Below are 19,770 nucleotides of genomic sequence, written 5' to 3'. Positions count from 1 at the left end.
AGCATCATCCGTAAATGCGGAATTGATTTCTCTGGGTTTTTAATCCCCCGTAAGAAACGCCGCCCGCAGCGAACCGCGGGCGGCAAGGCCGTCAGAGCGCCTGGGAGATATGGTCGATGCTGCTCTTTACGGCAGCGGCCGGATCCTTCAGCTCGTGCACTTCCGTCGCGAAGGGTTCGAAGCTGTAAGGTCCCTTGTAACCGGCCGCCTCGAGCGTCCTGATCTGGGTGATATTTTCCAGCCGGTCGTCACCATCCACCAGAACGCGGTGGGCATCGAGCATGTCAGCGACGGAGACGGCAGGATCGATCACGCCGGAAATATGCACGAGGCCGGTGCGGTCGGGGAAGAACTCCGTCTCGCCTGCGAGATGGTGGTGGAAGGTGTCGTGCACCAGCCTGTAGACATCGCCGCCACCGGCCGCATCGATGGCCCTGATCGCTTCGGCCTTGGTGCGCAGCGAAGAGACCGGGAAACCGAGCGGCTCAACGAAACCGATCAGGCCGCGTTCCTTAAGGATCGGCTTCATGGCCTTCAGCGCCGTGACGAGATCGTCAAAAGACACCGGCGTACCGTCGTTGAGCGGGCACATGACCAGCGCTTTCGCACCGCTTGCCGCCGCATAATCGGCCATGGCGACGGCCCGCGCAGGCAGATCGCCCGACCAGACGTTGAAGGGATAAAGCGCATTGATCGAGATAATCGTCACACCGGCCTTTTCGGCCGCCGCCTTTACCTCGGCCGGCTCCACCGTGCCGACGATATCAGGCAGGTCGTTGCGGATTTCGACTTCGGTAAGGCCGAGTTCGCGGGCCGTCGCAAAGAACGCCTCAAGGGAAAGCTTCGGCGCGGTAATGTGGTTGATGGCAAAACGCATGAAAGACCTCACTGATAAAGGGCGGGACGGGTGGGAAGCTTGATTTCAACTGCTGCCCCGTCCGTTTCCTGCGCGGCCACGCAGGCGTCGGAGGTGATGGCGGCCACGTAGCCGTCCCAGGAGTTGGGTCCCGATGCCGTGCCCTTCGCCGCCGCATGGATGAAGTCCTGCAATTCCACATCGTAGCTGGCGATGAACCGGTCTTTCCAGTCGGTCAGGATATCGTTCTGCAGCTTGGCGCCAAGGCGGGTCTGCACCGACATCGGCTCCGGCAGGCTGGCAATGCCGTCCTCGCCCACCACCTGGCACTGGATATCGTAGCCATAATGGCAATTGACGAAGATTTCGACGTCGATGATCGTGCCCTTCGCCGTCTCCAGAATGACGATCTGCGGGTCCTTCAGCCGCGCATGGCTTCTGGCCGCCGAACGGGGAAAGAGAACCCGCGCCGAAACATAGTCATCGTCAAGCAGCCAGCGCAGCACGTCGATCTCATGGATCATCGTGTCATGGATCGCCATGGGCGTGACGTATTGCTCCGGAACCGCCGGGTTGCGGTGGGCGGCGTGCACCATGATCGGCGCGCCGATCCTGCTATCGACGGCCTGTTTCAGCGCCACGTAACCGGCGTCATATCGGCGCATGAAGCCCACCTGAACCAGCCGCCTGCCATGCGCCACCTCGGCGTCGACGATGCGTCTTGCGCCTTCCGCCGTTGTTGCCAGCGGTTTTTCGCAAAAGCACGGCTTGCCGGCGGCGATTGCCGCCAGCACATATTGCTCATGGGTTGCGCCCCAGGAGGTGACGAGCACGGCATCCACATCCGGCGATGCGATCAGCTCTTCACCGGTGGCGAAAACGACGGCATCCGGGGCGATGTCGTTTTTGACCGCCTCGGCCGAGGCGCGGTTGACGTCGCTCAGCGCAACGATCTTCGCGCCGCCCAGAACCTTGTTGATACGGCGGGCATGATCACGCCCGATTGCGCCGGTGCCGACGACACCAATTCTGACAGTCATTTGAAAAACCTCATTTCCAGTATTTGGCGACGTATCGCCGGGTTTCGCTGAGCATGAACCGCGCGCTTTCATCGACACGATCTTCCCAGGCAAACACGCAGTTCGAGAGCACGCCGTCGAATTTCATGTCGGCGAGCGTCGCAAAGAAGGTCTCCCAGTCGATCTCGCCCTGGCCGAAATCGGTGTGCTGGTGCACCCTGACCTTGGAACCGGGGGGATTGACGATGTAGCGCAGCTGCGACGACTTGTTGTGATCATAGGTATCGGCAAGGCGCACATGCACCAGATGGCCCTCGGTCGCACGCAGGTTAGCCACCATGTCCGGCCCGTAAAAGAACGTGTGCGGCGCGATGAAGGAGGCCTTTACCGCCTTGGAATTGATGGTCTTGATAATGTCGATGGCAGGCGCGATCTCCTCGATCCAGTCTTCGGGATGGGCCTCCAGCGACAGCATCAGACCTTCCCGTTCAAGGATCGGCACCAGAATATCCATGGCGCGGAAGAACTGCGCTTCGCAGGTTTCCGGGCGATGCAGGCCGGAACGGTCGTTAAGGCTGCGATCCGGCGAACCGCCGCGGCCGAATTCCGAAACGAACATCGGGCATTCCATCTCAACGGCAATCTCGATGGCGCGTTTCCAGTTGTCGATCGCGACCTCCCATTCGTCCGGATAGGGGCTTGCCCAGCGATACATGGGCTGCAGCGTCGCAAGGCCGACACCATGGTCCTTCAGCGCCTTTTTGAATTCGGCGACGCGTTCGGGATAGACCTTCGGCCGGGTCCACCAGGACAGGAAATCCGGACGGGGTGAAAGTTCGACGTAATCATAGCCGAGATCGGCAACCTTGCGGCAGGTCTCGGCCAGCGAAAGGTGTCGGAACATGTGGGGGTCGAGCGTATGTTTCATGGCTGTTTCCAGTGGAGTGATAGATGGACCGGGTCGAAGCCCCCGCTTATTTGGCGTAGGCGGACATGTTTTCCGGGGTCACGAGTTCAAAGGGCACCCAAAGCGTCTTCTCGGTGCCTTGCCCGGCAGCGGCCCTCACCGCCGTCTGAACCGAGACCTCGCCCTGCTTCGTCGCGTTCTGGTAGACGGTAATGTCGAGATCGCCGGCCTGCATGGCGGCAAGGCCGTCCGGCGTGGCGTCGATGCCGGCGATGACCACATCCTTCATGGAAACGCCCCCCGCCTTCAGCGCCTGCGCGGCGCCGATCGCCATTTCATCATTATTGGCGATGACGGCATCGAACTGGATGCCCGCCGTCAGCCAGGAGGAAACGAGGTCCTGCGCCTGCGTGCGGCTCCAGTTCGCCGTCTGCTTTTCGAGGATTTCGATCTTGCAGTCCGGCCGGGCAAACACCGTTTCCACATCCTTGGTGCGCACCAGCGCCGCATGGTTTTCCAAAGGTCCCATCAGGATCACGGCCTTGCCCTTGCCGCCCATCAGCTTGCAGGCGGCTTCCGCCTCCATGGTGCCGGAATCGAGTTCGTTGGAACCGACGAAGGCCGTGCCATCAGGCAGGCCGGTTTCCAGTTCTGCCGGCGGATGATTGACGTAGACGAGCGGGATTTTTGCGGCGGATGCGGCCTTGGTGATCGCCGAGGTGGCATCGCCATCCACGGCATTGACGATGATCGCATCGACACCGTTGGCGATGAAATTCTGCACCTGATTGAGCTGTTTCGAAGGATCGAGCTGGGCGTCCTCCACCAGAAGCTCGATGTTCTTGTCACGCCCGGCCTCAGCCCTGATACCGTTCAGCAAAATCGTCAGGAACGGATTGTCGAACGATGTCATGGAGACCGCAACACGGGTCTCGGCAAGGGCAGGCGTTGCGAAAATGCAGAGCGCAGTCGCCATCAACAGGTTTTTCAAAGTCTTTCCTCCCGCGGAAAACCTCCGCTGGTTCAATCGCACTGATATCGCTGAAGCCGGAATATCCTCCCCCCGCCTCCAGCGTCTTCGGTCTGTTACATCTTGTCAGGCCCGAACGATCTCAGTTCTTGGCCTGATAGTCCTTGAGGTTTGCGGGTGTGACCAGTTCGAAGGGTACGAAAACCTTCTTGTCCACCGCATCCCCCTTTGCCAGTTTCAGCGCCGTATCAACCGCGCCCTTGCCCTGGCCGGCGGCATTCTGGAAAACGCTCACATCCAGCTCACCCGCCGCCATGGCGGCCAGCGCGTCCTGCGTGGCGTCGATGCCGGCGATGATGACGTCATCCATCGACCGGCCGGCCGCCTTCAGCGACTGTATCGCGCCAATGGCCATTTCGTCATTGTTGGAAATCACCGCATCGAACTGCACCCCGGCCGAAAGCCAGTTGGTCATCAGGTCCGAGCCTTGCGTGCGCGACCAGTTGGCGGATTGTTCCTCGACAAGCTTGATGAAGCTGCAATCGGGCGTCGCCACCACATCCTTGATATCCTGCGTGCGCATGCGGGCCGCCTGGTTGGAAAGCTCGCCCATCATCACCACCGCCTTCGCTTCCGCCTTGCCGGCGGCCTTCAGCAGGCGGCAGACTTCCTGCGTCTGCAGGGTGCCGGACTGCTTTTCATCGGAGGCAACGAAGGCCTGTTTTTCCGGCAGGCTGTCGAGGTTGACCGGCTGGCGGTTGACATAGACGAGCGGAATGCCGGCGGCAGCGGCAGCCTGCGAAAGCGCCACGGTCGCATCCGTATCCACCGGGTTGACGATGATGGCGTCGACGCCGGCGGCGACGAAGTTCTGCACCTGGCTCAACTGCTTGCCGACATCGTTCTGCGCATCCTCGATCTGCAGCGAAACGCCGCTCATGCCCTTGGAATAATCGATCATGCCGTTGCGCAGCACGGTCAGGAAATTATCGTCGAACAGGGCCATCGAAACGCCGATGGTTTCCGCCGAGGCGGTCGTCGCCAGCATGGTGGCGAGCGCTGCAATCGCGAAATGTCTTTTCATGTCGTTCTCCTCCAAAACCCTTGAAAAGAACCGGTTGCACGGTCCAGCGCCCATCGCGCCGCCACCGTTTGCCGGCAAAAAAGTACCCGTCGCCGCGAAGACAAGTCCGCAGCCTGAAGCAATCCGAAACATCGTTATTATCGTGGATCAGCCTCCTGCCCGCTCCACACGCAGGCAAGATTTCCCAGTCCCGGCCCGGCGTCAACGGGTCAGCGGCAACCGAAACCATCAAGGCTGATAGAAAGAGACTCCGAATTTATGATAGAATCTATCAAGCCATCAAAGGCTTTCAGGAACCCACAGATGGGCGGGTACAAACCGCTGTCCCGGCGTTTCCGCCATGCCATGTTCGATGCTGTGAACCATGGTGGCGATGAGGTCCGTGCATAATTCACGGAGCGGCGTCTGGAATATGCCGCTGATACGCTTTTCCAGCAGCGCCTGACGGGATTCGGGCGTCAGTTCATTCACAAGACAGACGATGGCCTCCTGCCGGTTTTCCTGCTGCAGGGCCTCGATGACGCCTTCCATGCCGCCGCCGATGCAATAGATGCCGACCAGATCCTTGTGCTTGGCGATGGTGTCCATCACCAGCTCATAGGTCAGCCGCCGGGTTTCCAGCGTGATTAGCGCATCCATCACCTCGAATTCCGGCGCATATTCCCGCATATAGCTGCGAAAGCCGGTCTCGCGCAGCGAATGACCGTGAAAACGGTGCCCGCCGAGCAGCAGAAGCACCTTGCCCCTGCTGCGCGCCAGCCGCGAGATCATCCAGGCCGCCGTGCGCCCGACTTTCATGTTGTTGGCGCCGAGATAAGCTTCCCGCACCCCCTGCGCGAAATCCGAAAGCAGCGAAAATGTCGGAATGCCCTTCGCCTTCAGGGCCTCGACGGCGGCGGTGACATCGTGATGGTCCGGCCCGGTGGCCGCCACGGCCTGCACGCGGCCCTTCATGCCCGTCAGAAGGGCCGCAAGCTCGCTCGGCTCGCCCGACTGGGCAAACTCGATACGCAGATTGAGATGGCGATCCCGGACGTTGCGCGCCGCAAGCTCCAGCTCGTCGGCGAAGGTCTGGTAGAAGGCGTGCCGTTCCTTGCGCAGGATGATGCCGAGACTATAGGAGGGCAGATCGGCCAGCATGCGCTGGCGAATGATATTGGTGGCGTGAAAACCGATCTTCTCCGCCGCCCCGAACACCCGCCGGGAGGTTTCCTCCCGCACCGGCAGGCGACCGTTCAGCACCCGGTCGACGGTGGCGACGCTGACGCCGGCGGCTGTCGCAACATCTGTGATGGTCGGACGTTTCATGCGGGCACCCCGTAGACGGAAAGATTCCCGTCATATCTCGCAAAACATGTCATGGATCATGATGGAATCCAACATGCGTAAAGGGATATGGCATGGAGTGCTTCATCAGGGAATAATCAGGCCAGAGCTGCGCCGCAAGGCCGACTTGCGTGGTCCAGCACCCCTCCCCTTATCTCTGTCCTTGTCACAGAGATCCAGCCAGCCCAAATCCTTGGGCTGAAAGGAGTCCTTCCGCCGCGCAGACGCCCGCCGGCTGGATCCCTGTGACAAGCACAGGAATGAGGGAGGTACCAAGGCGAAAGAATCGCTAACCGAGTGCCGGACGAGCAGAAGTCGCTCCAGAAGAAATCGAGGCAGCGGCATTCGCACCGTTTTGGCGATGCCGAATGCCGCCAGACAATCAGACCCGTTCCAGCGCCACGGCGATACCCTGCCCGACGCCGATGCACATGGTAGCGAGAGCAAGACGCTTGCCGGTCAGCGAAAGTTCGAGCGCCGCCGTGCCGGCAATGCGCGCGCCGGACATGCCGAGCGGATGGCCGAGCGCGATGGCGCCGCCATTGGCATTCACCCGCGCATCGTCATCCGCAATGCCGAGCTGCCTCAGCGTCGCAAGGCCCTGGCTGGCGAAAGCCTCATTCACCTCGATCACGTCGAGCTGCTCCTGCTTCAGCCCGAGCCGGGCCAGCAGCTTTGCGGAGGCCGGGGCCGGGCCGATGCCCATGACGCGCGGCGGCACGCCGGCGGCGGCACCGCCGAGAATGCGGGCAATCGGCGTCAGACCGTATTTCTTCGCGGCCTCCGCCGATGCGACGATGAGTGCGGCCGCGCCGTCATTGACGCCGGACGCATTGCCCGCCGTCACCGTTGCGCCCTCGCGCCTGTTGACCGGCTTCAGCTTCGTCAGCGCTTCAAGGCTCGTGGCGCGCGGGTGTTCATCCTTCGACACCACCAGCGGATCGCCCTTGCGCTGCGGGATGGTCACGGACACGATTTCCCTGTCGAGGCGACCATTGGCCTGCGCGTCAGCCGCCTTCTGCTGGCTGCGAACGGCGAAGGCGTCCTGATCCTCACGGGAGACCTGATAGTCAATGGCGACGTTATCACCGGTTTCCGGCATGGAATCGACGCCATATTGCGCCTTCATCAGCGGGTTGACGAAACGCCAGCCGATGGTGGTGTCGTAGATTTCGGCATTGCGCGAAAAGGCGCTCTCCGCCTTCGGCAGAACGAAGGGCGCTCGGCTCATGCTTTCCACGCCGCCGGCGACCATCAGCTCCGCTTCGCCCGATTTCACGGCGCGGGCGGCTGCGATGAGGGCATCCATGCCCGAACCGCACAGCCGGTTGATCGTCGTTCCGGTCACCGAAACTGGCAGGCCGGCGAGCAGCAGCGACATGCGTGCGACGTTGCGGTTATCTTCGCCCGCCTGGTTGGCGCAACCGAAGATCACATCCTCGACGGCTTCCCAGTCGACGGACGGGTTGCGCTCGACGAGCGCCTTCAGCGGCACCGCGCCGAGATCGTCGGCCCGCACCGAAGAAAGCGCGCCGCCGAAGCGGCCGATGGGCGTGCGGATATAGTCACAGATGAATGCATCGGTCATCGGTTTCTCCTCAAAGTTCCGGGGCGACGAGATCGGCAACCTCGCCATCGACCGCCAAAGGCGCGCCGGTCATGGCCTGCAATTCATCGAAGGTCATCGCCGGCAGTTTTTCACGCAGCACGAAACGGCCATCCACCACGTCAATGACAGCATGGCTGGTATAAATGCGGGTGATGCAGCCAACACCGGTCAGCGGAAAAGCGCATTTTTCAACGAGCTTCGGTTCGCCGTTCTTGGTCACATGTTCGGTGATGACGAAGACCTGCTTGGCGCCATGCACCAGATCCATGGCGCCGCCGACGGCCGGCACGCCCTTGGAGCCAACGCGCCAATTGGCGAGATCGCCATTCTGCGCCACCTGATAGGCTCCGAGGATCGCCACATCCAGATGCCCGCCGCGCACCATGGCGAAGCTGTCGGCATGGTGGAAGAAGGCCGCACCCGGCTTCAGCGTCACAGCCTTCTTGCCGGCATTGATGAGGTTCCAGTCCTCTTCGCCTTCCGGCGGCGCTTCGCCAAAATTCAGGATACCGTTTTCGGTATGGAAGATCGCCTGACGGCCGGGCGGCTGGTAGCGCGCCACCATCTCCGGAAAGCCTATGCCGAGGTTGACGTAAGCGCCATCCTCGATGTCCTGCGCCGCGCGCCATGCGATCTGGGCGTTGGAAAGCTTGATGTCTTCGCGGGTGTCGATGGTCTGGGTCATGCGTAGGCTACTCCCGCACGAATGAGAACTTCTTCCTGTTGCGGATCGGGGATTTCCACGACGCCGTTCACGAAAATGCCGGGCGTGACGACATGCTCCGGATCGATCTCCCCGGCGGCCACGATCTTCGAGACCTGCGCGATGGTGGTCTTTGCGGCCATGCACATCAGCGGGTTAAAATTGCGGCCCGCCTTGTTGTAGGTGAGGTTGCCATAGGTATCGCCAAGCTCGGCCTTGACGATGGCGAAATCCGCCTTCAGCCAGCGTTCCTGAACGTAAGAGCGGCCGTCGAATTCGGCGATCACCTTGCCTTCAGCCAGTTCCGTGCCGAAGCCGGTGGGGGTGTAGAAGGCCGGAATGCCGGCACCGCCGGCGCGGATGCGCTCGGCAAGCGTGCCCTGCGGCACCAGTTCCAGCTCGATTTCGCCGGCCAGATATCTGTCGGTAAAGGCTCGCGGATCGGAAGAGCGCGGGAAGGAGCAGATCATCTTCCTGACCATGCCGGCGTCGATCATCGCGGCGATGCCGATGCGGCCGTTGCCGGCATTGTTGTTGATGACCGTCAGGTTCTTCGGGCCCTTGTCGATCAGCGCATGGATCAACTCGATGGGCGCGCCGGAGCCGCCGAAACCGCCGATCATGATGGTTGCACCGTCACCGATGCCGGAAAGCGCCTCTTCCGCACTCTTGATTGTCTTGTCCATGAAAACCTCCATCCAGCCGGACGGATGGAACCCGCAAGGCTGCCTGAGCGTGAGGTAAATCCGAAACCAGCTCGACGGCAAGGATTTTGTGCGCTATATGATTTTTGTTCGTATATCGCACAAATGGAGCCGCGATATGGCTGTCAGCGAAAGAGATATGATGGGCGGTCTCGCCAAGGGATTGCGGGTGATCGAGGCCTTCAGCGCCGAGCGGCCGCGCCTGTCGATTTCCGATGCCGCCGAGATTGCCGGGCTGGACCGCGCCACGACGCGGCGCTGTCTGCTGACGCTTTCGGAACTCGGTTATGCCGCTTATGACGGCAAGTTCTTTACCGTGACGCCGAAGGTGCTGCGCCTCGGCACCGGCTGTCTGGCCACCATGCCGCTGCCGCGCATCGTGCAACCGCTGCTCGACCGCCTTTCCGAAGAGATCGGACAGAGCACCTCCGTTTCCATTCTGGATGAGACCGAGATCGTTTATGTCGCCCGCGCCGCGCAGCAGCGGGTCATGTCGATTGCGCTGATGCCGGGTTCGCGCCTGCCCGCCTATTGCACCTCCATGGGCCGGGTTCTTCTTTCGGCGCAGACTGCCGAGCGGCAGCGCGACATTCTCGAAGCCTCGAAGCTGGTCGGCCGCACGGAAAAGACCATTACCAGCATGGACGCTCTGCTCGCCGAAATCGAGGCCACCGGCCATCGCGGTTATGCGCTGATCGATCAGGAGGTCGAGATCGGCCTTCGCTCCATTGCAGTACCGCTGAAAACCGTGCGCGGGCAGACGGTTGCCGCCCTCAATGTCGGGCTCGCCGCCTCGGTCGCCTCGATGGAGGACCTCGTGGAGCGATACCTGCCCGCGCTTCTTGCCGTTCAAGGGGAACTGGCAAGAATGCTGGTCTGAAGCGGCACCTGCCGCGCCCCGGAATCCCCCATTTTCCGCTGCTCCGCCAGCCGCCAGGCGCGCGGGGTCATGCCGGTCTCGCGCTTGAAGAAGCGGTTGAAATAGGCCGGATCGGCAAAACCCAGCCCCTCCGCAATCATCTGCACGCTGGAAACGGTAAAGATCAGCTCCTGCTGGGCGATCTCGATCTGACGTTTAGCGATCAGCCGCTGCAGGCTGAGGCCGGAAACGGAGCGGACCAGACGATTGAGATGGGTCTCGGAAAGACCGAGCTTCTTCGCGTAAAACTCCGCCTTTTGCGGCTCGCGAATATGGCGTGCAATCAGTGACAGCAAAAGTTCGAAACGCTGTTCCGCAAGACCTTCGCCGGTGCCTTCCAGGAGCGGCCGCGCCGCCCGCGCCAGAAGCGCCGTCACGATGGCCAACTGACCTTCGATGATGGCATCCCGGCCTGTCTCACGTGTTTCATATTCTGCGGAAATCTGTTCGAACCCGCTGCGCAGGCGTTCGCCATCGGTAAAATCCCGCAACGGCAACAGGACAGGCCGGTGGAAATTCCGCAGCAACAGCGCCTGCACCGATGCCGGCAGGGCGCCCGGCAGCACGGTAACGATCACCCCGCCAATATCGCGTGAAAACCGGAAGCCGTGTTCGAAACCCGGCGGCACGACAATGGCGACCGGCGGGCGGATCGCCTCGATGCGGCCATCCAGCAGCGCATCGCCCTCGCCGCCCCAAATGTACAAGATTTGCTGAAAGGCAGCGTGACGGTGCAGGCCGATTTCAAAGCGGTGAAGGCTGCTTCTGGAAAAAAGCGTCTCGCAATGAAAGCGGAAATCAGTGCCTTGCACCGCTTCTTCGCCATACAAACCCTCACTCGCAGCAAGCCGCATGTTCCCTCGCTCCTCCGCAAAATGGTCGGATTGTGCAATTTGCCGATCAGAAAGTCCATTGAGCTTGCCGCATCCCTTGGTCAATTTCTTGATAGGAGACAAGTTCGGGAGGAAACAATGCGCACCCAGGTCGTCATCATCGGCTCCGGCCCCTCGGGGCTTCTGCTTGGCCAGCTTCTGGCCAGAGAAGGCGTCGAGACCGTCATTCTCGACCGGGTCAGCAAGGACTACATTCTCGGCCGTGTCCGCGCCGGCGTGCTGGAAGAAGGCACGGTGCAGCTCATGGAAAAGGTCGGCGCGGATAAACGCCTGCGCCGGGAAGGCCTGCCGCATGACGGATTTTCGCTGACCTTCGACGGCCGCGACCACCGTATCGATCTCTTCGACCTGACCGGCGGCAGCCACGTGATGGTCTATGGCCAGACCGAGGTGACCCATGATCTGATGGATGTGCGCGAAGCGGCAAACCTTGTGACCATCTACGACGCCGGCAATGTCGAACCGCATGATTTCGATGGCGCAAGCCCCTATGTCACCTATCAGAAAGATGGCGTAAGCCACCGGATCGATTGCGATTTCATCGCCGGCTGCGACGGCTTCCACGGGGTGAGCCGCAAATCCGTGCCGCAGGGCGCCATCAAGGAATTCGAGAAGGTCTATCCTTTCGGCTGGCTCGGCATTCTGGCCGATGTGCCGCCCGTCAACCATGAACTCATCTATGCCAACCACCCGCGCGGTTTTGCGCTCTGTTCCATGCGCTCGCACACGCGCAGTCGTTATTACATTCAGTGTTCGCTGGAGGACCGGCCGGAGGACTGGAGCGACGAGCGTTTCTGGGACGAAATCCGCCGCCGCCTGCCGGAAAACCATGCGGATGCCATGGTCACCGGCCCGTCCTTCGAAAAATCCATCGCGCCGCTTCGGTCCTTCGTCTGTGAACCGATGCGGTTCGGAAGGCTGTTTCTGGCCGGAGACGCCGCCCACATCGTGCCGCCGACGGGCGCGAAGGGTCTCAACCTCGCCGCCAGCGATGTGCATTATCTGAGCGAGGCGCTGATCGAATTTTATCGCGACCGTTCCGAGGCCGGCATCGACGGCTATTCGCAGAAGGCGCTTTCCCGGGTCTGGAAGGCCGTGCGTTTCTCCTGGTGGATGACGACGATGATGCATCGCTTCCCTGACACAGGAGATTTCGGCCAGCGCATTCAGGAAGCGGAACTGGACTACCTCGTGCAATCGCGCGCCGCTTCCACCGCGCTTGCAGAGAATTATGTGGGGCTTCCCTATTAGGGGCTGCCCCAGACACGCGGCTTTTATCTCTACCGTTTTCACACCCGTCACCCCGGACCTGATCCGGGGTCCAGCGCGATCAAGTCATTGATCGCAAAAGACTCTTTTCACGGCGCAGACGCGCGGTGGCTGGATTCCGGCTCAAGGCCGGAATGACGGAGGAGAGGTTCTCAGACTTTTCCGGCTCTCACTCTCATCTCAATAACCGGCCTCCGGCCTCCCATCCAGCAACTCGCCCGCCGCCTCGCGAATAGCCTGCATCAGCAGCGACAGCGGCAGCGAGGGCTGCGTATCGGCCCTCACCGTCAGCCCCACCGGGCCGCTGGTATCGCCGGTCTCGACGGGCAGGATAGCCAGAACACCATCCGCCACATCCGCCGCCACCACGCCTTCCGAGATGATCCAGATCGCATCGCTGGTGCGCAGGAAGGCGCGGCCGAAGGCGTCGGACACGGTTTCGATGCGGATCGGCAGGGCCGGCACGCCGTTGGCGATCAAAAACTGCTCGACGACAGGGCCGATGACCGATTGGCGTGTCGGCATCAGCACGGGATATTCATGCAGGTGATCGAACACCGAAAGGCCGGGGGACAACAGCGGGTGCCCGGCGCGCACCACGAAGCGGACCTTTTCCGAATAGAGATGCTCGAAGGAAAAGCCCGCCATTTTCTGCGGCGCGGCCAGACGGCCGACAACAAGATCGAGATCGCCGACGCGCAATTGTTCCAGCAGCACGGCGTTTTCGCCCGTCACGATCTTTACCGGGCTGCCGGTCTTTTCCGCGAGAAAACCGGCCATCGCCTTCGGCATGATGCGAACAGACACCGTGGGCAGAGCGCCGACCCGCACCGGCGGACCGGCACGCGCCGCCTCCTGCGATACCGAATCGACCGCCTGCCTGAGCGCCGTCATCGTCGCGCCGGCGTGGCGCAGGAACACCTCGCCATAACGGCTGATGCGGATGCCGCGCCCCTCCCGGTCGAACAGCGAGACGCCGAGAATATCTTCCAGTTCACGGATCGTCTTCGTCACGGCCGGCTGGCTGACATGCAGGATTTCCGCAGCCCGGATGACGCTTTTCTGCCGCGCCACCTCCACGAAAGTCTGCAGGTGGCGGAACTTGATACGTTGATCGACCATCGCTCATATAATCCACAGGTTATGATTTTCATCGATAATGTCATTTTACTTAACCGGAACCCGCTTGCAATATCCCCGGCAGGAGGAGCACATCATGCATTTTCTGCGCTGCGGCGAGACCGTGATCCATTACCGCGTCAGGGGATTGGACACAGGCAAGCCGGTCATCGCCTTCATCAATTCGCTCGGCACCGATTTCCGCATATGGGATGCGGTGATCGAAGCGCTCGGCGATGATTATGCCTATGTGCTGCACGACAAGCGCGGCCACGGGCTCTCCGATATCGGGCACGCTCCCTATTCCATCGACGATCATGCCGGCGATCTGATCGCGCTGCTCGATCATCTTGGCGTGAAGAGCGCGATCATCTGGGGCCTGTCGGTGGGCGGCCTGATTGCGCAGGGGCTTTATGCCCGCCGTCCCGATCTGGTGCGCGCGCTCATACTCAGCAACACCGCCCACAGGATCGGCACGGCCGAGATGTGGAACGCCCGCATCGACAAGATCGCCGCAGACGGCCTCGTCTCGCTGGTCGATCCCGTCATGGAGCGCTGGTTCACACCCGCCTTTCGCAAGCCCGACAATGCCGCCTATGCCGGCGCGCGCAACATGCTTTCGCAACAGCCGGAAGCCGGTTACAGCGGCACCTGCGCCGCCATCCGCGATGCGGATTTTACCGAAGAGGCCGGGCGCATCGCCGTGCCGACGCTTTGTGTCGCGGGCGATCAGGATGGCTCAACACCGCCGGAGCTGGTGCAATCGCTGGCCGGTCTCATTCCCGCAAGCCGCTTTGTCACCATTGCCGGCTGTGGCCATATTCCCTGCCTTGAACAGCCGCTCACGTACGCGCAGGCGGCGTGCATTTTTCTCAAGACCTTGCCGGAGCACTGACCGATGGCGGACCATATCGACAAGAACGAACGTTTCGAACAGGGCATGAAAACCCGCCGCTCCGTGCTCGGCGACGCCCATGTGGACCGGGCGCAAACCATGACGTCCGGTTTCGACCAGCCTTTCCAGCAGCTCATCACCGAAGCCGCCTGGGGAACGGTGTGGTCCGGCAACCACTGGACGAAGCGCGAGCGCTCGATGGTGACCATCGCCCTGCTCGCCGCACTCGGGCAGGACGAAGAGCTGGCCATGCATGTGCGCGCCACCGCCAATACCGGCGCCACCGAGGCGGATATTCGCGAGGCCCTGCTGCATGTGGCGATCTATGCGGGCGTGCCCGCCGCCAACCACGCTTTCAAAATCGCCAAGCTTGCCCTAGCCAGCATGAAAGCCGATAGTTCCAGCGAGGAGGAGACGAAATGAGCAACCAGCCGCCGGAAACCGGACCGTTCTTCGCACGCAACCGCGACATTCATCCGCTCGCCCATGCGCCCGGATACAAAACCTCGATCCTGCGTTCGCCGCAGCGCGCGCTGATTTCGCTGGAAGGCACCAGGAGCGAGATCACCGGCCCGGTCTTCGGCCATGGCATGCTGAACCCGCTGGATAATGACCTCATCCTCAACTATGCCCGCCCTGGCGAAATGCCGGTCGGGCCGCGCATTCTGGTGCACGGCCGGGTGCTGGACGAGCGCGGCCGCGGCGTGGATGGCGCGCTGGTGGAATTCTGGCAGGCCAATGCCGGCGGACGCTACCGCCACAAGAAGGAAAGCTACCTCGCCGCCATCGATCCGAATTTCGGCGGCGTCGGCCGCACGATCACGGATGAGAACGGCTATTACTGGTTCAAGACCATCCAGCCCGGCGCTTATCCCTGGCCGAACGGCGTCAATGACTGGCGGCCGGCCCATATTCACTTCTCGGTCTTCGGCCACGGGTTCGCCCAGCGGCTCATCACCCAGATGTATTTCGAAGGCGACCCGCTCATCTGGAAATGTCCGATCGTCAAGACCATTCCGGATGAGGATGCGATCAGAAGGCTGATCGCGCCGCTGGACATGAATGCGACGCTGCCGATGGACATGCTGGCTTACAAGTTCGATATCGTTCTGCGCGGGCGCCGCTCGACCCTTTTCGAAAACCGCATGGAGGGCAACTGACCATGGTGCAGCCGCTCAACTATCTCAAGGAAACCGCCTCGCAGACGGCCGGCCCTTACGTGCATATCGGCTGCACGCCGAATTTCGTCGGCATCGAGGGCGTGTTCGAGAAGGATCTCGGCTCCGGTCCGCTTTATAACGACAAGGCCCGCGGCGAACGCATCAGCGTGCGCGGCACGGTCTATGACGGTGCGGGCATGGCGCTGAAGGATGCGCTGATCGAAATCTGGCAGGCCGATACCGACGGTTATTACAACAGCCCCAGCGAAACGCGGGGCAAGGCCGATCCGAATTTCATCGGCTGGGGCCGCTCGCCCGGCGACATGGATACGGGTGAGTTCGTCTTCGAAACCATCAAGCCCGGCAAGGTGCCGTTCCGCGATGGCCGGCCGATGGCGCCGCACATCACCTTCTGGATCGTCGCACGCGGCATCAATATCGGCCTGCAGACCCGCATGTATTTCCCGGAAGAACAGGAGGCCAATGCCGCCGACCCGGTTCTTGCCCGCATCGAGCAGAAAAGCCGCATCGCCACGCTTGTCGCCAAAAAAGAGGAAGGCAACGTCTATCGTTTCGATATCCGCCTTCAGGGCGAAGGCGAAACCGTGTTTTTCGATATCTGACGCATATCGCGCAAAAGAAAGCGAGACGGAAGATGAGCCTTTCCCCCTTCGAACATCCGTTTTTGTCAGGCCTCTTCGGCGACAGCGAGATCGTCGAGCTGTTTTCGGCAAGAGCGGATATCGACGCCATGGTCCGTTTCGAGACGGGGCTGGCGCAGGCGGAAGCGCAGGCCGGCATCATCCCCGAGGATGCGGCAGAAGCAATCGTTTCGCGGCTTTCGGACTTTGCCGCCGATATGACCGCGCTTCGCCATGGCGTCGCGAAGGACGGCGTCGTGGTTCCCGAACTCATCCGGCAGATGCGCGCGGCGGTCGCCGGCCAGGCGGCGGAAAGGGTGCATTTCGGCGCCACCAGCCAGGATGTCATCGATACCAGCCTGATGCTGCGGCTGAAGGCTGCGACGGAAATCATCTCCGCCCGGCTCGGCCGCCTAATCGATACGCTGGGAGACCTTGCCTCCCGCGACGGCCACAACCCACTGACGGGCTATACCCGCATGCAGGCCGCCATCGGCATCACCGTCGCCGACCGTGCGGCGAGCTGGACTGCACCGCTGGAGCGCCACCTGCTGCGGCTCGAAAGTTTTACGCAGAGCGGCTTCGCCCTGCAATTCGGCGGGGCGGCCGGTACGCTGGAAAAGCTTGGCGACAATGCCGCAGCGGTGCGAGCCGATCTCGCAAAACGGCTCGGCCTTGCCGACAGGCCGCAATGGCAAAGCCAGCGCGACAGCATCGCCGAATTCGCCAATCTGCTCTCGCTGATCACCGGCGCGCTCGGCAAGTTCGGGCAGGATATCGCGCTGATGGCAGAGCTCGGTGCGGAAATCCACCTCTCCGGCGGCGGCGGCTCCTCGGCCATGCCGCACAAACAGAACCCGGTCAATGCCGAAACGCTGGTGACGCTCGCACGCTTCAATGCCGTGCAGATATCCGCCCTGCACCAGTCGCTCGTGCACGAACAGGAACGATCTGGCGCGGGCTGGATGCTGGAATGGCTGTCGCTGCCGCAAATGGTGACGGCAACCGGCGCCTCGCTGCTGATCGCCGGGCGATTGGCCGAGCAGATAGACAGGCTGGGCAAAGGCGAAAACTAGCCGCAAGGCCGGTCGATTTCGTGTGCAAACTTGGTTTTCGGGCACTGCCGAACAGCAGCCGGAGACGATGCGACGACGCGCGGGAAGTGATTGTACTTTTCCGCATTAGTCATTGATAAAAAAGACTTTATTCAGAAATCCAGAAAATGAAAAAACAGCATGAAAGCTGCTTTTTAACCGGACATGCCGCTTGACACAAAAATGAACTAACTGGTACAAACATTATAATTAACAGCCTGCCGCCAACAAGGGTTTTGAAGCCTGCGGCGACAGTGAACGACAAATGGAGGGCTTTGGCGCCGCAAGGTTTCCAAAGCAATGCGGACAAGGCGAAACGCCTGTCCGGACCCGAACGGGTTGGGAGGAAGAATGTCTTACAGTCTCGATTTTTCGGCGGTCATAGACCGCCTTCCCGAGCTGCTTTTAGCCTGTCTGGCGACGATCGGCCTTGCGATTGCCGGCATGTCGCTCGCCACCGTCATCGGCGTTCTGGGCGTCGTCGCCCGCCGCTCGCGGTTCAAGCTGCTGCGCGGCCTCGTCATCGGTTTTGTGGAAACAATCCGCAACACGCCGTTTCTGGTGCAGATATTCTTCATCTTCTTCGCCCTGCCGCAGATCGGCATCAAGCTCAACCCGACGGTAACGGCCATCATCGCGCTGGCTCTGAACGGCGGCGCCTATGCGATTGAAATCATTCGCGGCGGGGTCGATTCCATTCCCAAGGGCCAGGTCGAGGCGGGGCTTGCGCTCGGCCTTCACCGCGCGCAAATCTTCCGGCACATCATCCTGAAGCCGGCGCTGCGGGCGGTCTATCCCTCGCTCACCAGCCAGTTCATCATGCTGACGCTGACCACCTCGGTCTGCACCTCGATCGCCGCTTACGAGCTGACCTCGGTGGCGCAGAAGATCGAGGCGGATACCTTCCGGTCCTTCGAGGTCTATTTCTCGATCACGCTGCTTTATCTGGTCATTTCCTCGCTGATGATGGGCATTTTCTCGCTCATCTCCCGCGCATCCTTCAGCTATCCGGTCAAGTGAGGAAAAGACAATGGCATCCATCGGTCCCAACGAACTCTTCTTCCTGCTGCAAGGCCTGAAATGGACGCTTGCGCTGACCATCATCGGCTTTATCGGCGGCGGCGTCTTCGGCCTTTGCGTGGCGCTTGCCCGCGTCGCGGACAGCCCGGCGATCCAGCGCGCCAGCACCGGTTACATCGCCGTCTTTCAGGGCACGCCGCTCCTGATGCAGCTTTTCGTGGTCTATTACGGCGTGGCGCTTGCGGGCCTCAATGTCGATGCCTGGATTGCGGTCGCCATCGCTTTTACGCTGCATGCCAGCGCCTTCCTCGGCGAAATCTGGCGCGGGGGCATCCAGGCGGTGCCGAAGGGCCAGACGGAAGCCGCCAATGCGCTCGGCCTGCATTACATCTCGCGCATGAAGGACGTGGTTCTGCCGCAGGCCTTCAAGATTTCGCTGCCGGCCACCATCGGTTTCCTCGTGCAGCTCATCAAGGGCACCTCGCTTGCAGCCATTGTCGGCTTCGTCGAGCTGTCGCGCGCCGGCCAGATCGTCTCCAACCAGACGTTCCGCCCACTCACCGTCTTCGCCCTCGTCGGCGTCATTTATTTCCTGATCTGCTGGCCGCTTTCCCTGTGGGGCGCCAGCGTTGAAAAGCGGCTGCAGACCGCAACCCGCTAAGTCCATGAAGATCTCATCAGCTTTGTAAGGAGGAGCAAAAGATGAAAACCACCAGCATGAAATTCTCTCGCCGCGCCCTGCTCGCGCTCGCCGCGGCAACCGTTGCCCTGCCCTTCGTCGCACCGGTCGATGCTTTCGCCGGCACGGTGGAAGAGGCCAAGGCCAAGGGCAAGGTCGTCATCGGCATTCAGGGCGACAACTCGCCGTGGGGCTTCGTCAATTCCAGCGGTGTGCAGGATGGCCTCGATGCCGATATCGGCAAGGCCTTTGCCGATTATCTCGGCGTCAAGGTTGAGTTCGTCCCGCTCGCCGTGGCCAACCGCATCCCGGCACTGCTGACCGGCAAGGTCGATGTCCTCTTCGCAACCATGGGCATGACTGCAGAGCGCGCCAAGACCATCCAGTATTCCAAGCCCTATGCCGGTAACGTGCTCTCCGTCTATGGTCCCAAGGACAAGAAGATTGCTGGTTACGACGATCTGACCGGCGTTGCCGTCGGCGTTCCGAAGTCGAGCGCCATGGACACTGCTATCACCGCCGGCGCCGGCTCCAAGGCCAACATTCTGCGTTTTGACGACGACGCCGCCAACATCCAGGCGCTCATTTCCGGCCAGGTTGAAGTCGTCGGCGGCAACCAGTTCTACGGTGACCGCCTGAACAAGGCTGCTGATGGAAAATACGAATCGAAGTTCGACCTGACGACGCTTTACAATGGCGCCGGCACCCGCCCGGGTGAAAAGGACTGGAATGAAACCATCAACGCCTTCCTCGACAAGATCAAGTCGGATGGCCAGCTCGCCAAGATCTACGACAAGTGGATGAAGCGCGAAGTGCCTGCATTCCCGGAAAGCCTGCCTGATATCCCGTTCACCGTGAAGTGACCCTTCACCCGCGGTGCAAGATCGAAATATCGGGAAACCG

General features: G+C 61.4%; 21 protein-coding genes. 10 read left to right on the top strand and 11 right to left on the bottom strand.

Going from position 1 to position 19,770, the window contains the following annotated elements:
• Positions 1-91: 91 nt before the first annotated feature.
• From ACQZ40_RS07685 to ACQZ40_RS07645, 9 genes are all read right to left on the bottom strand, one after another.
• Positions 92-877 (bottom strand): TIM barrel protein, encoded by a 786-nt coding sequence (locus ACQZ40_RS07685; RefSeq protein ID WP_448747694.1) that lies wholly within the window; start codon positions 875-877, stop codon positions 92-94.
• Between the two features lie 8 nt (positions 878-885).
• Positions 886-1,896 carry a Gfo/Idh/MocA family protein gene (locus ACQZ40_RS07680; protein ID WP_020808847.1) on the bottom strand — a complete coding sequence of 337 codons (1,011 nt, stop codon included), beginning with the start codon at positions 1,894-1,896 and terminating at the stop codon, positions 886-888.
• A gap of 10 nt (positions 1,897-1,906) precedes the next feature.
• Positions 1,907-2,803: a sugar phosphate isomerase/epimerase family protein gene (locus ACQZ40_RS07675; RefSeq protein ID WP_078053164.1), complete on the bottom strand. Its 897-nt coding sequence runs from the start codon at positions 2,801-2,803 to the stop codon at positions 1,907-1,909.
• A gap of 46 nt (positions 2,804-2,849) precedes the next feature.
• A complete protein-coding gene (locus ACQZ40_RS07670) occupies positions 2,850-3,758 on the bottom strand; it encodes a sugar ABC transporter substrate-binding protein (RefSeq protein ID WP_448747748.1) in 909 nt (302 codons plus the stop codon).
• 136 nt (positions 3,759-3,894) lie between these two features.
• Complete coding sequence (locus ACQZ40_RS07665; protein ID WP_080857939.1) at positions 3,895-4,836, bottom strand: sugar ABC transporter substrate-binding protein; 942 nt, start codon at positions 4,834-4,836, stop codon at positions 3,895-3,897.
• A gap of 279 nt (positions 4,837-5,115) precedes the next feature.
• The gene (locus ACQZ40_RS07660; protein ID WP_448747693.1) at positions 5,116-6,144 is read right to left on the bottom strand and encodes a LacI family DNA-binding transcriptional regulator; all 1,029 of its coding nucleotides are present in this window, start codon (positions 6,142-6,144) and stop codon (positions 5,116-5,118) included.
• Between the two features lie 400 nt (positions 6,145-6,544).
• A complete protein-coding gene (gene pcaF / locus ACQZ40_RS07655; RefSeq protein WP_448747692.1) occupies positions 6,545-7,750 on the bottom strand; it encodes a 3-oxoadipyl-CoA thiolase in 1,206 nt (401 codons plus the stop codon).
• Between the two features lie 10 nt (positions 7,751-7,760).
• Positions 7,761-8,456, bottom strand: a complete 696-nt coding sequence (locus tag ACQZ40_RS07650; RefSeq protein ID WP_059758412.1) for a CoA transferase subunit B — start codon at positions 8,454-8,456, stop codon at positions 7,761-7,763.
• Complete coding sequence (locus ACQZ40_RS07645) at positions 8,453-9,160, bottom strand: 3-oxoacid CoA-transferase subunit A (RefSeq protein ID WP_262530911.1); 708 nt, start codon at positions 9,158-9,160, stop codon at positions 8,453-8,455. The genes ACQZ40_RS07650 and ACQZ40_RS07645 overlap by 4 nt, the downstream gene beginning before the upstream one ends.
• Positions 9,161-9,296: 136 nt before the next feature.
• Here ACQZ40_RS07645 and ACQZ40_RS07640 point away from each other — a divergent pair, with 136 nt between their 5' ends.
• Positions 9,297-10,058: an IclR family transcriptional regulator gene (locus tag ACQZ40_RS07640; RefSeq protein ID WP_220319371.1), complete on the top strand. Its 762-nt coding sequence runs from the start codon at positions 9,297-9,299 to the stop codon at positions 10,056-10,058.
• Here ACQZ40_RS07640 and ACQZ40_RS07635 read toward each other — a convergent pair.
• A complete protein-coding gene (locus ACQZ40_RS07635) occupies positions 10,028-10,951 on the bottom strand; it encodes a helix-turn-helix domain-containing protein (protein WP_448747691.1) in 924 nt (307 codons plus the stop codon). The genes ACQZ40_RS07640 and ACQZ40_RS07635 overlap by 31 nt on opposite strands.
• 117 nt (positions 10,952-11,068) lie before the next feature.
• Here ACQZ40_RS07635 and pobA point away from each other — a divergent pair, with 117 nt between their 5' ends.
• Positions 11,069-12,241, top strand: coding sequence for a 4-hydroxybenzoate 3-monooxygenase (pobA, locus tag ACQZ40_RS07630; protein ID WP_448747690.1), 1,173 nt, complete (start codon positions 11,069-11,071; stop codon positions 12,239-12,241).
• A gap of 198 nt (positions 12,242-12,439) precedes the next feature.
• Here pobA and pcaQ read toward each other — a convergent pair whose 3' ends face one another.
• The gene (pcaQ, locus tag ACQZ40_RS07625; protein ID WP_065655337.1) at positions 12,440-13,381 is read right to left on the bottom strand and encodes a pca operon transcription factor PcaQ; all 942 of its coding nucleotides are present in this window, start codon (positions 13,379-13,381) and stop codon (positions 12,440-12,442) included.
• A gap of 94 nt (positions 13,382-13,475) precedes the next feature.
• On the opposite strand from pcaQ, the gene pcaD reads away from it, so the two are divergent.
• The 8 genes from pcaD to ACQZ40_RS07585 all read left to right on the top strand — a co-directional run bounded on the left by pcaD (position 13,476) and on the right by ACQZ40_RS07585 (position 19,730).
• Positions 13,476-14,273 carry a 3-oxoadipate enol-lactonase gene (gene pcaD, locus ACQZ40_RS07620; protein WP_220319375.1) on the top strand — a complete coding sequence of 266 codons (798 nt, stop codon included), beginning with the start codon at positions 13,476-13,478 and terminating at the stop codon, positions 14,271-14,273.
• 3 nt (positions 14,274-14,276) lie between these two features.
• Positions 14,277-14,696 carry a 4-carboxymuconolactone decarboxylase gene (gene pcaC, locus ACQZ40_RS07615; RefSeq protein WP_065655339.1) on the top strand — a complete coding sequence of 140 codons (420 nt, stop codon included), beginning with the start codon at positions 14,277-14,279 and terminating at the stop codon, positions 14,694-14,696.
• Entirely contained in the window at positions 14,693-15,433 is a 741-nt protein-coding gene (pcaH, locus tag ACQZ40_RS07610; RefSeq protein ID WP_448747689.1) for a protocatechuate 3,4-dioxygenase subunit beta, read from the top strand. Before pcaC ends, pcaH begins: the two co-directional genes overlap by 4 nt.
• 2 nt (positions 15,434-15,435) lie before the next feature.
• Positions 15,436-16,056: a protocatechuate 3,4-dioxygenase subunit alpha gene (gene pcaG / locus ACQZ40_RS07605; protein WP_065655341.1), complete on the top strand. Its 621-nt coding sequence runs from the start codon at positions 15,436-15,438 to the stop codon at positions 16,054-16,056.
• Between the two features lie 32 nt (positions 16,057-16,088).
• Positions 16,089-17,150 carry a 3-carboxy-cis,cis-muconate cycloisomerase gene (locus ACQZ40_RS07600; RefSeq protein WP_448747688.1) on the top strand — a complete coding sequence of 354 codons (1,062 nt, stop codon included), beginning with the start codon at positions 16,089-16,091 and terminating at the stop codon, positions 17,148-17,150.
• 369 nt (positions 17,151-17,519) lie between these two features.
• Positions 17,520-18,188, top strand: a complete 669-nt coding sequence (locus tag ACQZ40_RS07595; RefSeq protein WP_059758436.1) for an amino acid ABC transporter permease — start codon at positions 17,520-17,522, stop codon at positions 18,186-18,188.
• A 10-nt stretch (positions 18,189-18,198) separates the two neighbouring features.
• Positions 18,199-18,849, top strand: a complete 651-nt coding sequence (locus tag ACQZ40_RS07590; RefSeq protein ID WP_035262651.1) for an amino acid ABC transporter permease — start codon at positions 18,199-18,201, stop codon at positions 18,847-18,849.
• Positions 18,850-18,890: 41 nt separating this feature from the next.
• Positions 18,891-19,730, top strand: a complete 840-nt coding sequence (locus ACQZ40_RS07585) for a transporter substrate-binding domain-containing protein (protein WP_078053175.1) — start codon at positions 18,891-18,893, stop codon at positions 19,728-19,730.
• The last annotated feature ends 40 nt before the right edge of the window (positions 19,731-19,770 follow it).

It is taken from the genome of Agrobacterium sp. 16-172Ci, from assembly GCF_053522725.1.
Note: the sequence above shows the minus strand (reverse complement) of the source record. Positions and strands in the feature narration are given on the sequence as shown.

Excerpts from the sequence above, each read along its gene's own strand:
- ACQZ40_RS07640 (WP_220319371.1), top strand. The coding sequence starts at position 9,297 with ATGGCTGTCAGCGAAAGAGATATGATGGGCGGTCTCGCCAAGGGATTG.
- ACQZ40_RS07595 (WP_059758436.1), top strand. The coding sequence starts at position 17,520 with ATGTCTTACAGTCTCGATTTTTCGGCGGTCATAGACCGCCTTCCCGAG.
- ACQZ40_RS07680 (WP_020808847.1), bottom strand. The coding sequence starts at position 1,896 with ATGACTGTCAGAATTGGTGTCGTCGGCACCGGCGCAATCGGGCGTGAT.
- ACQZ40_RS07645 (WP_262530911.1), bottom strand. The coding sequence starts at position 9,160 with ATGGACAAGACAATCAAGAGTGCGGAAGAGGCGCTTTCCGGCATCGGT.
- ACQZ40_RS07665 (WP_080857939.1), bottom strand. The coding sequence starts at position 4,836 with ATGAAAAGACATTTCGCGATTGCAGCGCTCGCCACCATGCTGGCGACG.
- pcaF (WP_448747692.1), bottom strand. The coding sequence starts at position 7,750 with ATGACCGATGCATTCATCTGTGACTATATCCGCACGCCCATCGGCCGC.
- ACQZ40_RS07670 (WP_448747748.1), bottom strand. The coding sequence starts at position 3,758 with ATGGCGACTGCGCTCTGCATTTTCGCAACGCCTGCCCTTGCCGAGACC.
- pobA (WP_448747690.1), top strand. The coding sequence starts at position 11,069 with ATGCGCACCCAGGTCGTCATCATCGGCTCCGGCCCCTCGGGGCTTCTG.
- pcaH (WP_448747689.1), top strand. The coding sequence starts at position 14,693 with ATGAGCAACCAGCCGCCGGAAACCGGACCGTTCTTCGCACGCAACCGC.
- pcaQ (WP_065655337.1), bottom strand. The coding sequence starts at position 13,381 with ATGGTCGATCAACGTATCAAGTTCCGCCACCTGCAGACTTTCGTGGAG.
- ACQZ40_RS07660 (WP_448747693.1), bottom strand. The coding sequence starts at position 6,144 with ATGAAACGTCCGACCATCACAGATGTTGCGACAGCCGCCGGCGTCAGC.
- ACQZ40_RS07650 (WP_059758412.1), bottom strand. The coding sequence starts at position 8,456 with ATGACCCAGACCATCGACACCCGCGAAGACATCAAGCTTTCCAACGCC.
- pcaC (WP_065655339.1), top strand. The coding sequence starts at position 14,277 with ATGGCGGACCATATCGACAAGAACGAACGTTTCGAACAGGGCATGAAA.
- ACQZ40_RS07585 (WP_078053175.1), top strand. The coding sequence starts at position 18,891 with ATGAAAACCACCAGCATGAAATTCTCTCGCCGCGCCCTGCTCGCGCTC.
- ACQZ40_RS07675 (WP_078053164.1), bottom strand. The coding sequence starts at position 2,803 with ATGAAACATACGCTCGACCCCCACATGTTCCGACACCTTTCGCTGGCC.
- ACQZ40_RS07685 (WP_448747694.1), bottom strand. The coding sequence starts at position 877 with ATGCGTTTTGCCATCAACCACATTACCGCGCCGAAGCTTTCCCTTGAG.
- ACQZ40_RS07590 (WP_035262651.1), top strand. The coding sequence starts at position 18,199 with ATGGCATCCATCGGTCCCAACGAACTCTTCTTCCTGCTGCAAGGCCTG.
- pcaD (WP_220319375.1), top strand. The coding sequence starts at position 13,476 with ATGCATTTTCTGCGCTGCGGCGAGACCGTGATCCATTACCGCGTCAGG.
- ACQZ40_RS07600 (WP_448747688.1), top strand. The coding sequence starts at position 16,089 with ATGAGCCTTTCCCCCTTCGAACATCCGTTTTTGTCAGGCCTCTTCGGC.
- pcaG (WP_065655341.1), top strand. The coding sequence starts at position 15,436 with ATGGTGCAGCCGCTCAACTATCTCAAGGAAACCGCCTCGCAGACGGCC.
- ACQZ40_RS07635 (WP_448747691.1), bottom strand. The coding sequence starts at position 10,951 with ATGCGGCTTGCTGCGAGTGAGGGTTTGTATGGCGAAGAAGCGGTGCAA.